Annotated in this window: 12 protein-coding genes; 5 read left to right on the top strand and 7 right to left on the bottom strand. The window is 49.8% G+C overall.

Features of this window, described 5'->3' with window-relative positions:
- Positions 1 to 152: 152 nt before the first annotated feature.
- The 3 genes from glnS to chiQ all read left to right on the top strand — a co-directional run bounded on the left by glnS (position 153) and on the right by chiQ (position 4,070).
- Positions 153 to 1,820, top strand: coding sequence for a glutamine--tRNA ligase (gene glnS, locus IX31_RS07195; RefSeq protein ID WP_034456681.1), 1,668 nt, complete (start codon positions 153 to 155; stop codon positions 1,818 to 1,820).
- 472 nt (positions 1,821 to 2,292) lie between these two features.
- Positions 2,293 to 3,690 (top strand): chitoporin ChiP, encoded by a 1,398-nt coding sequence (gene chiP, locus IX31_RS07190; protein WP_034456679.1) that lies wholly within the window; start codon positions 2,293 to 2,295, stop codon positions 3,688 to 3,690.
- Between the two features lie 47 nt (positions 3,691 to 3,737).
- Positions 3,738 to 4,070 carry a ChiQ/YbfN family lipoprotein gene (gene chiQ / locus IX31_RS07185; protein WP_034456678.1) on the top strand — a complete coding sequence of 111 codons (333 nt, stop codon included), beginning with the start codon at positions 3,738 to 3,740 and terminating at the stop codon, positions 4,068 to 4,070.
- A gap of 91 nt (positions 4,071 to 4,161) precedes the next feature.
- On the opposite strand, the gene fur is transcribed toward chiQ, so the two are convergent.
- The 4 genes from fur to ybfF form a co-directional block, all read right to left on the bottom strand.
- Positions 4,162 to 4,614: a ferric iron uptake transcriptional regulator gene (fur, locus tag IX31_RS07180; protein WP_034456677.1), complete on the bottom strand. Its 453-nt coding sequence runs from the start codon at positions 4,612 to 4,614 to the stop codon at positions 4,162 to 4,164.
- Positions 4,615 to 4,896: 282 nt separating this feature from the next.
- Positions 4,897 to 5,427: a flavodoxin FldA gene (gene fldA / locus IX31_RS07175; protein WP_034456675.1), complete on the bottom strand. Its 531-nt coding sequence runs from the start codon at positions 5,425 to 5,427 to the stop codon at positions 4,897 to 4,899.
- Between the two features lie 149 nt (positions 5,428 to 5,576).
- On the bottom strand, positions 5,577 to 5,858 hold the full coding sequence (gene ybfE, locus IX31_RS07170; RefSeq protein WP_034456674.1) for a LexA regulated protein: 282 nt from the start codon (positions 5,856 to 5,858) through the stop codon (positions 5,577 to 5,579).
- A 135-nt stretch (positions 5,859 to 5,993) separates the two neighbouring features.
- Positions 5,994 to 6,770 (bottom strand): esterase, encoded by a 777-nt coding sequence (ybfF, locus tag IX31_RS07165; RefSeq protein ID WP_034456673.1) that lies wholly within the window; start codon positions 6,768 to 6,770, stop codon positions 5,994 to 5,996.
- A 184-nt stretch (positions 6,771 to 6,954) separates the two neighbouring features.
- Between ybfF and seqA the strand changes: the two genes are divergently transcribed.
- Both seqA and pgm read left to right on the top strand, forming a co-directional pair.
- A complete protein-coding gene (gene seqA / locus IX31_RS07160) occupies positions 6,955 to 7,506 on the top strand; it encodes a replication initiation negative regulator SeqA (protein ID WP_034456672.1) in 552 nt (183 codons plus the stop codon).
- A gap of 25 nt (positions 7,507 to 7,531) precedes the next feature.
- Positions 7,532 to 9,175, top strand: a complete 1,644-nt coding sequence (pgm, locus tag IX31_RS07155) for a phosphoglucomutase (alpha-D-glucose-1,6-bisphosphate-dependent) (protein ID WP_034456671.1) — start codon at positions 7,532 to 7,534, stop codon at positions 9,173 to 9,175.
- 50 nt (positions 9,176 to 9,225) lie between these two features.
- On the opposite strand, the gene kdpE is transcribed toward pgm, so the two are convergent.
- The 3 genes from kdpE to kdpC all read right to left on the bottom strand — a co-directional run bounded on the left by kdpE (position 9,226) and on the right by kdpC (position 13,271).
- On the bottom strand, positions 9,226 to 9,903 hold the full coding sequence (kdpE, locus tag IX31_RS07150; RefSeq protein WP_034456670.1) for a two-component system response regulator KdpE: 678 nt from the start codon (positions 9,901 to 9,903) through the stop codon (positions 9,226 to 9,228).
- Positions 9,900 to 12,587, bottom strand: coding sequence for a two-component system sensor histidine kinase KdpD (gene kdpD / locus IX31_RS07145; protein WP_034456669.1), 2,688 nt, complete (start codon positions 12,585 to 12,587; stop codon positions 9,900 to 9,902). The genes kdpE and kdpD overlap by 4 nt, the downstream gene beginning before the upstream one ends.
- Before the next feature lie 108 nt (positions 12,588 to 12,695).
- Complete coding sequence (kdpC, locus tag IX31_RS07140) at positions 12,696 to 13,271, bottom strand: potassium-transporting ATPase subunit KdpC (RefSeq protein WP_034456668.1); 576 nt, start codon at positions 13,269 to 13,271, stop codon at positions 12,696 to 12,698.
- Positions 13,272 to 13,273: the final 2 nt, after the last annotated feature.

Here is a 13,273-nt window from a genome sequence, read left to right as displayed (position 1 = left end):
TAGCGGCTGGAGAGTTTTTTCTCCAGCCGCTTTTTTATACCCATCTGTCACTCCTCCCCGATATCCTTATTTATGCAACTAAAGGTTGTTTCCGACGCTTGCTTATAAGATCATGTGCGGATAACTAAAGTTTTTGCATAGAGGAACCCGCGATGAGTGAGGCAGAAGTCCGCCCAACTAACTTTATTCGCCAGATTATTGATGAAGATTTGGCCAATGGTAAGCACGACAGTATTTGCACCCGTTTTCCACCAGAGCCAAATGGTTATCTGCATATCGGTCATGCAAAATCCATCTGCCTGAACTTTGGTATCGCGCAAGATTATCAAGGGCAATGCAACCTGCGTTTCGATGACACCAATCCAGCAAAAGAAGACATCGAATTCGTAGATTCCATTAAGCACGACGTTGAATGGCTTGGTTTTCATTGGTCAGGCAACGTGCGTTACTCTTCCGACTATTTTGATCAGTTGTTTAACTATGCCGTTGAACTTATCAATAAAGGTCTGGCGTATGTTGATGAACTGACTCCAGAGCAGATCCGTGAATATCGCGGCTCATTGACCTCGCCTGGGAAAAACAGCCCATATCGCGACCGTACGGTTGAAGAGAACCTTGCGCTGTTCGAGAAGATGCGTAACGGCGAGTTTGCAGAAGGGACTGCGTGCCTGCGTGCGAAAATTGACATGGCATCACCGTTCATCGTAATGCGTGATCCGGTTATTTATCGTATTAAATTTGCCGAGCACCACCAGACCGGCAACAAGTGGTGCATCTACCCGATGTACGACTTCACCCACTGCATTTCCGATGCGTTAGAAGGCATTACGCACTCTCTGTGTACGCTGGAGTTCCAGGACAACCGTCGTCTGTACGATTGGGTGTTGGATAACATCACTATTCCTGCGCATCCGCGTCAGTACGAGTTTTCTCGCCTGAATCTTGAATACTCCATCATGTCTAAGCGCAAGCTGAACCTGCTGGTGACAGAGAAGGTTGTAGAAGGTTGGGATGACCCACGTATGCCGACTATTTCTGGTCTGCGTCGCCGTGGTTATACGGCCGCTTCAATTCGTGAGTTCTGTAAGCGTATTGGTGTGACTAAGCAAGACAATACCGTTGAAATGGCGTCTCTGGAATCTTGTATCCGTGATGACCTGAACGAGAACGCACCGCGCGCGATGGCTGTTCTCGATCCGGTGAAAGTGATCATCGAAAACTTCCCGCAAGGTGAAGTTGAAATGGTGACTATGCCTAATCATCCGAATAAGCCTGAAATGGGCAGCCGCCAGGTACCGTTTAGCCGTGAGATCTACATCGATCGTGCTGACTTCCGTGAAGAAGCCAACAAACAGTACAAGCGTCTGGTGCTGGGCAAAGAAGTGCGCCTGCGCAATGCATATGTGATTAAAGCCGATCGCGTTGAGAAAGATGAAGCAGGGAACATCACCGTGCTGCACTGCTCCTACGATCCGGACACATTAAGCAAAGACCCGGCTGATGGCCGCAAAGTGAAAGGCGTTATCCACTGGGTAAGCGCAGAGCATGCACTGCCGGTTGAAATTCGCCTTTACGACCGTCTGTTCAGCGTTGCCAACCCGGGCGCTGCGGAAGACTTCCTGGCGACGATTAACCCGGAATCTCTGGTGATCAAGCAAGGTTTCGTTGAGCCAAGTCTGCAAAATGCCGAAAAAGGCAAAGCGTACCAGTTCGAGCGCGAAGGTTATTTCTGCCTGGATAGCCGTTATGCAACTGCTGACAAACTGGTATTTAACCGTACCGTTGGCTTGCGTGATACCTGGGCGAAAATGGGCGAGTAGTTCCTTTTCCCTAAGTCAATATCTGACAAAAACGCCGCAAATTGCGGCGTTTTTTTTCGCTTTATAATCATTTGCTTAAAAATATCTTCACATTCGCGTTGCGAATTAATGTTATTTACACTTCTTACTGTCTACTTTTTATGGTCAACCTCGGAACATTAAAAACTCTTCTTTTTATAATGTGAGCGCTCTCATATAGAGCTTTGTATTTTATAAAACTTAATTATCAAGATAAAATCCTAGTGTCGTTGTTTGTTACAAATACTCATAAATTATGTGCTCTCTGTCATAATATCGGAATGAACTCTTACAAAGTCATTGATAATTCGCGTCGCGAAAAATAGTCTTAAGGGCAGCAGTAATGCGGGCAAATATTCATAACCGCTTTAGCCGTTAGGCATTTTTACTTTTTTTCGCCATAAGGCGTCTTTTAACGTCCGGCGATTATTGATACGTCAAAGAGGAATAATATATGCGTACGTTTAGTGGCAAACGTAGTGCACTGGCGCTTGCAATTGCAGGTGTCACGGCTCTTTCAGGACTGGTAGTCATCCCTCAGGCAAGTGCCGCAGGTTTTATTGATGACTCGACTCTGACCGGTGGTGTTTATTACTGGCAACGTGAGCGTGACCGTAAAGATGTTACGACTGACAAATATGAAACTAACCTTGCGCACTCTACCTGGAACGCCAACCTGGACTTCCAGTCTGGTTTCGCCGCTGACATGTTCGGTCTCGATATCGCGGCCTTTACTGCTATCGAAATGGCAGAAAACGGCGACAGCGGTCACCCGAACGAAATCGCATTTTCCTCTGTAAACAAAGCTTACGACGAAGATTATTCAGGTGATAAAAGCGGTATTAGCCTCTATAAAGCAGCAGCTAAATTTAAATACGGTCCAGTTTGGGCGCGTGGCGGTTACATTCAGCCAACCGGGCAAACCTTGCTCGCACCGCACTGGAGCTTCATGCCTGGTACTTATCAGGGTGCTGAAGCCGGTGCAAACTTTGACTACGGCGATTCTGGTGCGTTGAGCTTCTCCTACATGTGGACCAACGAGTACAAAGCTCCATGGCACCTGGAAATGGACAAGTTCTATCAGAACGACAAAAACACCAAAGTTGAATATTTACACTCTCTTGGCGCGAAGTATGACTTCAAAAATGATTTCATTCTCGAAGCGGCATTTGGGCAGGCTGAAGGCTACGTTGATCAGTACTTCACCAAAGCAAGCTACAAATTTGATATCGCCGGCAGCCCGTTAACAACCAGCTACCAGTTCTACGGCACGCGTGACAAAGTTTCTGATGGCAGCGTTAACGATCTGTACGACGGCACAGCATGGTTACAAGCTCTGACTCTCGGATACCGCGTGGGCCAGGTTGATTTGCGTCTTGAAGGAACTATTGTTAAAGCCGATGGCCAACAAGGTTACTTCCTGCAGCGTATGACCCCAACTTATGCATCTTCAAACGGTCGTCTTGATGTGTGGTGGGATAACCGCTCTGACTTCAACGCCAACGGTGAAAAAGCAGTATTTGCTGGCGCGATGTATGACCTGAGCAACTGGAATCTGGCAGGTTGGGCAGTGGGTGCTTCTTATGTGTACGCATGGGATGCAAAACCAAGCTCTAAACCAACCACTGACGGTTACTACGATGCTGATAATCGCCTGAAAGAATCTGCCTACAGCCTTGATGCATTGTATACCGTTCAGGATGGCCGTGCGAAAGGTACTCTGTTCAAACTGCACTTCACTCAGTATGACAACCATTCAGACATCCCAAGCTGGGGCGGTGGTTACGGCAACATCTTCCAGGATGAGCGCGACGTGAAATTCATCGTCATCGCACCGTTCACCATCTTCTGATTCGAATCCGGGCGTGAAAACGCCCGGTTTTTTTAAGGATATCAAGCATGAAAAAAATCATTCTGACTGTGGTGATGGCGTTAGGTTTGAGTGCATGTGCACAGCAACAACCTAAAACTGCTCCGGAAGATTCAAAGCTGAAACAAGCATATAGTGCCTGCATTAACACTGCAGAAGGTAACCCTGATAAAATCCAGGCCTGCCAAAGCGTGCTGAATGTACTGGGTCAGGAAAAAGAGCATCAAGAGTTTGCGAAGAAAGAAACCGTTCGCACACTGGATTACCAGAACTGCATTCAGGCAACACAAACGGGTAATGACCAGGCTGTTAAAGCTAAATGCGATAAAATCTGGCAGGAAATCCGCGCAAACAACAAATAGTTACCGTATTTGAGCAATAAAAAAACCGGTGAATTGTCTCACCGGTTTTTTTATAGGTGACATCCGGGTCAGGGATGTCAGGCTATGCAGATTACTTTTCGCTGATTTCGTGCGCGTTTTCGTCGGTACGGCAATCACCTTCAGCGCAATGACCGTACAGGTACAGGCTGTGGTTAGTCAGACGAATACCATGACGTGATGCGATTTCGCGCTGGCGGGCTTCGATTGAATCATCACTGAATTCAATAACTTTGCCGCAGTCCAGGCAAATCAGGTGGTCATGGTGATGCTGTTGCGTCAGTTCGAATACGGATTTGCCGCCTTCGAAGTTATGACGAGTCACAATGCCTGCATCATCAAACTGGTTTAATACACGATAAACTGTGGCGAGACCAATCTCTTCGCCCATATCAATCAGACGTTTATATAAGTCTTCCGCACTGACGTGATGGTTCACCGGCCCCTGCAACACTTCAAGGATTTTTAATCGCGGAAGCGTGACTTTCAGGCCGGCCTTCTTTAATGCGGTATTATTGTCAGTCATGCGGAAATTGTCCTGTTGCTTAACGATTCGCTCGGACTCAGGGTGAGCGTTAAGATGAATGCGTCTCATTATAGAACTGCCACTTCTAAATGGGAACCGCAAGTATTATGCATAATCAAGCTAAGAAATGGCGGTTGAGTCGCGATTTGATTGCCTTGTTAGCTATTTTGTCAGGAGTTCATTGTACAGGGACAAACTGGAAAGTTAAAAATTTGTAGCAATTATTTTAATCGGAAATAACTATCAATGCGGCGCAACCTAATAGTTGTGCCGCATCTGGAATCAGGCGTTGATGATATCAGCCAGGTTTAGTTCTTCAGAAACTTGTTTAACCCACTTCTGAACACGTTCAGCAGTAAGTTCAGGTTGACGGTCTTCGTCAATTGCCAGCCCAACAAAGTGGTCGTCGTCTGCAAGACCTTTAGACGCTTCGAAATGATAACCCGCCGTTGGCCAGTGACCGACGATAGCTGCACCACGCGGCTCAATGATGTCACGGATAGTACCTAATGCGTCACAGAAGTATTCTGCATAGTCTTCCTGGTCACCACAGCCGAACAGGGCAACCAGTTTGCCATTGAAATCAACTTCTTCCAGAGTTGGGAAGAAATCATCCCAGTCGCACTGCGCTTCGCCGTAGTACCACGTTGGAATGCCGAGAAGCAGAATGTCGAAGCCTTCCAGGTCTTCTTTGCTGCTCTTAGCAATGTCATGCACCTCAGCAACATCCTTACCGAGCTGTTTTTGAATCATTTTCGCGATATTTTCGGTGTTACCGGTGTCGCTGCCGAAAAAAATGCCTACGATTGCCATGAGTAAAATAACCTCTTGATACTTAATGGTATGGTGGCTGCTATTTAGCCACAGATAGGGCAATCATAGCAGAACACATCACAGTGCGGAAACTGCTATGACCCCGTAGTGCACAGTCTGCAAAATCTAACAGGGAAGCAGCATTAAAACTAACTGAGATGTTGCTTCAGTTGTTCGAGCAGCATCTCTTCAATCAATTCACTACGACTGATATTGCGCGCTTCAGCCAACTGATTGAGAGCATCTACCGCATCGTTATTGAGCTTTAGCTCCACTCGCTTCAGGCCGCGTACTTTATCGCGCTTGAGTTGGTTGCGTTTATTGATACGCAATTGCTCATCACGCGTTAGCGGATTGGTTTTTGGTCGCCCCGGGCGACGCTCGTCCGCGAACAGATCTAATGTAGTACGGTCCGTTTGTTCTTTTGCCATGATTAGACTACTGACAGGGAATTCAGGTGGCACGGAGCGGGGTGCTCTGGCGCATTTTAGCGCGCAATCATACATCAGCATGGCTTGCGCGCCAACGCGTTAGCCACATCTTGCGGCCAGTCGGTTTGTTTTTAATCAGTTTGTCGTTGTTGTGTCGATAAAACGATGGATTGCGCGCAAAACAGCATCAGGTTTTTCTGCGTGAACCCAGTGTCCGGCACCGGCAACCACATGAGCACGTGCCTGAGGAAACTGGGAAAGCAGTTGGCTACGATGTGATTCATCAACATAAGGAGATGCGCCGCCGCGAATAAATAGCGCCGGTTCGTTCCATGCGGGAATGTTTTCCCAGCCGACAATATGCTCATATTGCTCCCACAGCACCGGCACATTGAATTTCCATTCGCCATCGGCAAAGGATTTCAGTAAGAACTGAATGACACCTTCTTCATCAAGATGCTCGCGCATCACGGTCGCGGCCTGCTGGCGAGTTTTAACATCAGATGCGCTAACCGCATTAATCGCTGCGAAAATCTCATCATGGCGACGAACCTGATAATCCACTGGCGCGATATCAATCAGCACTAATTTATCAATACGTTCAGGGGCAATGGCAGTCAGTGCCATCGCCACTTTGCCGCCCATTGAATGGCCAATAATAATCGCTTTCTCAAAGCCAAATTCATCGAGCGTTTCGACCACATCCTGCGCCATTGCTGGGTAGTTCATCTCAGCGCTTCGTGGTGATAAACCGTGGTTGCGAAGATCGATTTGCAGCAACGTATGATCCTGCCCAAGGTCACGGGCCAGCACGCCCAGGTTATCAAGGCTACCAAAAAGACCGTGAATAAGGACGATGGGGGAATTACTAGTCGATTGTTGTGCAGTTTGCAGGCGAGCATTCAATTTCATGGCAAAGTTCTTTTTTTTTACTTCGTGTGGTTAGGGTATCATAACGGCATTCAGCCTTAGTGCCGCAAATTTCCAGTTTAGTCTGACTTTGTGGTGTGACAAAAGCCTGGCGCTACCCGAGGTTGGGATTTGTCCTTATAATCCCAATTACTTGCATTCAGAAAAGATATCGCACTGGATTAAGATGAAAACAATTGAAGTTGATGACGAGCTCTATCGCTATATTGCCAGCCACACGCAGCACATTGGTGAAAGCGCGTCCGATATTTTACGGCGCATGTTGAAATTTACCGCCGGCCAAACTCCAGCTACAACAGCAACTACCGGTCAGACGGCGGCAACGGCTGCTACACCTGCTCCGGAAGCCAAACCCGTAAATAAAGCACGCGATCGCGTTCGTGCGGTTCGTGAATTACTGCTGTCCGATGAATATGCGGAGCAAAAGAAAGCGGTTAACCGTTTTATGATGGTGCTTTCAACTCTTTATACACTTGATGCTCAAGCTTTTGGTGAAGCGACTGAATCGTTGCATGGTCGTACACGTGTCTATTTTGCAGGTAATGAACAGACGTTGCTGCAAAATGGAAACCAGACCAAGCCTAAGCATGTTCCAGGAACGCCATACTGGGTTATAACTAACACCAATACTGGTCGTAAATGCAGCATGATCGAACACATCATGCAATCAATGCAGTTCCCGGCGGAATTGATTGAAAAGGTTTGCGGCACAATTTAACACCTCGCGTCAGAAGGAAAGGCCAATGGCTAACCACCCTCGTGCAGGACAACCGGCACAACAGAGCGATTTGATTAACGTAGCCCAATTGACGGCCCAGTATTATGTACTGAAGCCTGAAGTGGGGAATAGCGAACACGCGGTGAAGTTCGGTACATCCGGTCACCGTGGTAGTGCGGCACGTCACAACTTCAACGAGCCTCACATTCTGGCAATTGCTCAGGCGATTGCAGAAGATCGTGCAAAAAATGGCATTACCGGGCCGTGCTACGTGGGTAAAGATACCCACGCGCTGTCTGAACCTGCGTTTATCTCCGTCCTGGAAGTGCTGGCTGCGAACGGTGTGGATGTCATTGTGCAGCAGGCGAACGGCTACACGCCAACGCCGGCCATTTCTCACGCCATTCTGACGCATAACAAAAATGGCGGTGCACAGGCAGACGGCATCGTTATTACCCCTTCGCACAACCCGCCTGATGACGGCGGTATCAAATACAATCCACCAAACGGTGGCCCGGCTGATACTAATGTCACAAAAGTTGTTGAAGATCGCGCTAATGCCTTGCTGGCTGCGGGTCTGAAAGACGTAAAACGCATTTCTCTTGATCAAGCTTGGGCAAGCGGCCACGTGCAAGAGCAAGATTTGGTGCAGCCGTTTATTGAAGGGCTGGTGGATATCGTTGATATGGCCGCCATCCAGAAAGCAGGCCTAAAACTGGGTGTTGATCCGCTCGGTGGCTCTGGCATCGAATACTGGCAGCGCATCGCGAAGCACTACAATCTTGATTTGACGATTGTTAACGATCATGTCGATCAAACTTTCCGCTTTATGCACCTTGATAAAGATGGCGCAATCCGTATGGATTGTTCATCCGAGTGTGCAATGGCTGGTTTGTTGGCACTGCGTGATAAATTCGACCTGGCATTTGCCAATGACCCGGATTACGACCGCCATGGTATCGTCACGCCTGCTGGCCTGATGAACCCAAATCATTATCTTGCTGTTGCGATTAACTATCTGTTCCAGCATCGCCCGCAGTGGGGCAAAGATGTGGCCGTGGGTAAAACACTGGTTTCTTCTGCGATGATTGACCGCGTTGTGAACGATTTGGGCCGTAAACTGGTAGAAGTACCGGTTGGTTTCAAATGGTTTGTCGATGGTTTGTTTGATGGAAGCTTCGGCTTTGGCGGCGAGGAAAGTGCTGGGGCTTCATTCTTGCGCTTTGACGGTACACCGTGGTCGACTGATAAAGACGGTATCATCATGTGCCTGCTGGCGGCAGAAATTACCGCAGTGACCGGTAAAAACCCGCAACAACATTATGATGAACTGGCTGCTCGCTTCGGCGCGCCAAGCTACAACCGTCTACAAGCCTCTGCTACCTCTGCGCAGAAAGCGGCACTTTCTAAACTTTCCCCGGAAATGGTTAGCGCAAGTACTCTGGCGGGAGATCCTATCACCGCACGCTTAACGGCAGCTCCAGGTAATGGCGCATCAATCGGCGGCCTGAAAGTGATGACCGAAAACGGTTGGTTTGCAGCCCGTCCTTCCGGTACGGAAGATGCGTACAAAATTTACTGTGAAAGTTTCTTAGGTGCGGAACATCGCCTGCAAATTGAGAAAGAAGCGGTAGAAATTGTCAGCGAAGTGCTGAAAAACGCGAAGTAATTCGTAGAATTGAAAAAGGTGCCGCAAGGCGCCTTTTTTGTTTGCCGAAGCTACAACATAAACCGATACCCAATCCCCGTTTCGGTCAGCAAATGCGTCGGGCGTGCCGGGTCGTTTTCCAGCTTCTGGCGTAAATGGCCCATATAAATCCGCAAATAATGGCTGTGCTCCACAGCGTTTGGTCCCCAGACCTGGTTTAACAACTGACGCTGAGTCAGAACTTTTCCATGGTTATTGATAAGGGTGGCAAGCAGGCGAAATTCGATCGGTGTGAGATGGATTTCCGTGCCTTCTCGGGTAATGCGGCGGTTCGCGAGATCAACGCTGATATTTGAAAACTGATAAACCGGATCGGGCTGCGCAAGGCTTGCATGGCGACGTAAGACGACTCGCAGTCTCGCTTGCAGCTCACCAATACCAAACGGTTTGCTGAGATAGTCATCGGCGCCGGCATCCAGGGCATCAATCTTCACTTGTTCGTCGCTTCGAGCTGAAAGCACCACAATCGGCGTCTGGCTCCATTGGCGAAAATCGCGGATAAAATCAATACCGTCACCATCGGGCAAACCGAGATCGAGAATGACTAAATCGGGTTTGCGCGTGGCGGCTTCCAGCAAACCGCGTTGCAATGTCTCTGCTTCATGTACGCGCAGCGATTCGGCTTCCAGCGCGGTGCGCAGAAAACGACGGATCTCTTTTTCATCTTCAATAATCAGAACTGATATCACATAACCTCGTTCATTTCAGCCAGCTCAGGTTGTGGGGGCAGAGGTAAAATAACATGGAAACTGGCTCCGCCTTCTGGTCGGTTGGCTGCAACAATTTTCCCATCGTGAACTTCGACAATCGCCCGGCAAATTGCCAGACCCAATCCGACACCAGGGATGGCTGACTCTTTGTTGCCCCGGGAAAATTTATCAAAAATCTTCTGCTCTTGCCCAGCCGGAATGCCAGGGCCACTATCCCAGACTTCAAGATCGAGTTTATCAGCCAATGCTTGCGCGCGGATGCCTATGTTTGCCTGGAAGCCTGCGTATTTCGCCGCATTTTCCAGCAAGTTTATCAGCACACGTTCAAACAGTGGGCCATCGACATGAATCAGCATCAGTGGATCAGGTAAATCCAGCGCTATATGCCGTCCGCCCAAACCCGGTTCCAGCATTTTCAGTGCGCTGCCCACCACTTCTTCGAGCGTTAACCACTCTTTGCGCAGATTAAACCCGCCGGACTGAATACGCGCCATATCCAGTAAGTTGTTCACCAGGCGCGTGGTGTTAAGGACGTGCTGGCGAATATCGTTGGCTTGTGGAGCGTGTTTCGAACCTTCAGAGGCCAGATCTAACGTCAGAATTTCTGCCTGACCAAACAGCACCGTCAGTGGCGTGCGCAAGTCGTGTGAAAGTGCTGCGAGTAACGAATTGCGTACTTGCTCGCGTTCGCTGGAAAGCCTGGCTTGCTCTTCACTTGCTGTCAGCAATAAGCGATCCAGTGCGGTAGCCGCAAGTAGCGTAAAAGTTTCCAGCAGACGTTGTTGCTCGGGGATCATCAACTGGCGCAAATTACTGGGTTCAACAATTAACAACCCGAGCGTTCTTTGCGACGTTTTTAGCGGCAGAATTTGATACGGCACACCGGGCAGCGTATCTGTCCCGGCACCGGCCGGCTGGCCTTTATCAAAGCTCCAGCGCGCAATCGCTTCGTCCCAGTTTTGTGGTTCGCCCCTTGCATTCACCCGCTCTAATTCGCCATTTTCGTTGGGCAGCAACAACTGTGCGCGGGCGTTGAAACTGTTATTGATAAACAGCTCGCTGGTGGCTGCAATAGCTTGCGGAGTGCGTTCTGCTGCGAGAGCTTTCGACATCTCATAAAGATGACGAGTGCGCTGTTCGCGATAACGGGCAATTCGCGCCTGGTAGCGCACACCCGCGGTGAGATTACCGATAACGAGGCCGACCGTTAACATCACGGCGAATGTTAGCAGGTACTGAATATCAGAAACCGCCAGCGTGCCATGTGGAGCAATAAAAAAGAGATCAAAACTAAGAACGCTAATCACAGTTGCCAGCACCGAAGGCCAGCGCCCGTAGAATAATGCGACGATAACGACACCCAGCAAATAGAGCATTACCAGGTTGGCGGCATCGAAGTTCATCAGCCACTGATTGGCAATAAACGTTGTGATGGCACACAGAGCAATCGCTACCCCGCAGCCGCGCAACTGCACGCGCCATTTGTCCGCAAAGCTGCGCGTGTCATGGGCAGATGGCGAAGCTGACGTGGGTTTATCGTCGAGGGCGACGATCACTAAATCGAGATCCGGGGCACGGCGGGCTAAACGGTCGGCAAAGGATTCCCGGCTCCAGAAGCGGCGTGTGGTGCGTCTGCCGATAATAATCTTGCCGAGATTGTGCTCGCGCGCGTAACGCAAAATCGCTTTATCTTCTGCCGGATCGGCAAGTGTGGTGGTCTCTGCTCCCAACTCTTGAGCGAGGCGAAGCGAAGCTAAAATAGCGCGACGTTGATGTTCAGGTAAACGGTGAAGCTGTGGTGTTTCGACATACACAGCATGCCAGATGCTACCTAGTTTTGCTGCCAGGCGTGCGGCGGTACGAACCAGCTTCTCATTGCCAGAACTGTGGCCGATACACAACAAAATGGCATCACGCGTGTGCCAGACTTTCTCTTCTCCCTGATTATCGCGCCATGCCCGCATTTGGTCGTCAACGCGATCGGCGGTGCGGCGCAGCGCCAGTTCGCGCAGTGCAATCAAATTCCCTTTACGGAAGAAGTGTTCAATGGCGCGCTCGGCCTGGCCTGCGATATAAACTTTGCCTTCATGCAGGCGCTGGCGTAAATCATCGGGTGGCAAGTCGACCAGTACAATCTCATCTGCGGCATCAAAAATAGGGTCTGGTACTGTTTCTCGTACCTGAATACCCGTCACGCCACCGACAATATCGTTGAGGCTTTCAAGATGCTGCACATTGACGGTGGTGAACACATCAATACCGGCGTCGAGCAACTCTTCTACATCCTGCCAACGCTTAGGGTGACGAGAGCCAGGCGCATTGCTGTGCGCCAGTTCGTCCATCAAAATCAGCGCCGGGTTACGCGCCAGGGCTGCGTCGAGGTCGAACTCATGAACCCAGCGTCCACGATGGTGTGTGCGCCTGGCGGGCAGCAGATCCAGCCCGTCAAGCAATGCAGCCGTCTCTTTACGCCCGTGAGTTTCCACCACGCCAATCAGAATACTGAGCCCTTGTGCTCGCAGGCGCTGAGCTTCCTGGAGCATGGCATAGGTTTTCCCCACGCCCGCGCAGGCGCCGAAAAAGATTTTCAGCTTCCCACGAGTAGGGCGATTGACCTGCTCCAGCAACTTATCTGGATTGGGGCGCAGTGGTTCCTCTGTCATAACAAATAATCCCTGGCATTTTTGGTAGATGACGCTGCGCTTATCTACTCTACAAAACCATTTCTGGCCGGGTAGGTCGGATAAGCGCAGCGTCATCCGACAGTTTTTTTATGGAGCCTGAAGTGCATCCAGCGCCTGATTAACCAGCAACACATTGACGACCGGTTTGCCTATAAAACTCACCAGCGGTTGCGTGGTGCTTTCGGCTATCAGCCGTTGGATTTGTTCAACCGGCAGATTGCGAGCCGCCGCTATACGCGGGATTTGCCAATCCGCTGCCTGTGGCGAAATCTGCCCGTCCAGGCCGCTGGCAGAGGCGGTAACCAGTTCGACAGGAACGGCAGGGTTCGCCTGCGGATTCGCCGCGCGTAACGCCGCCACACGTTCGGTGATCGCTTTATCCAATTCCGGATTGCTACCAGCCAGATTGCTACCGCCTGAGGCCATTGGATTATATGGGGTTTCTGCCGTAGCAGAAGGGCGGCCTTGTAAATACTTCGCCTCGGTAAAGTTTTGCCCAATCAGGCTTGAGCCGCGCACTACATTAGTATCAATAATCAACGAGCCATTGGCTTGTGCCGGGAACCACCACTGGGCAAGCAGTGTTGTCATTAGCGGGTACAACCCCCCTGTAATCAGGGTTAGCAAAATCAGTAACAGTATAGCGGGACGTAAGGTAGACATTT

The organism is Buttiauxella noackiae (assembly GCF_000737905.1).
In the GTDB taxonomy this organism is placed as follows: domain Bacteria; phylum Pseudomonadota; class Gammaproteobacteria; order Enterobacterales; family Enterobacteriaceae; genus Buttiauxella; species Buttiauxella noackiae.
Note: the sequence above shows the minus strand (reverse complement) of the source record. Positions and strands in the feature narration are given on the sequence as shown.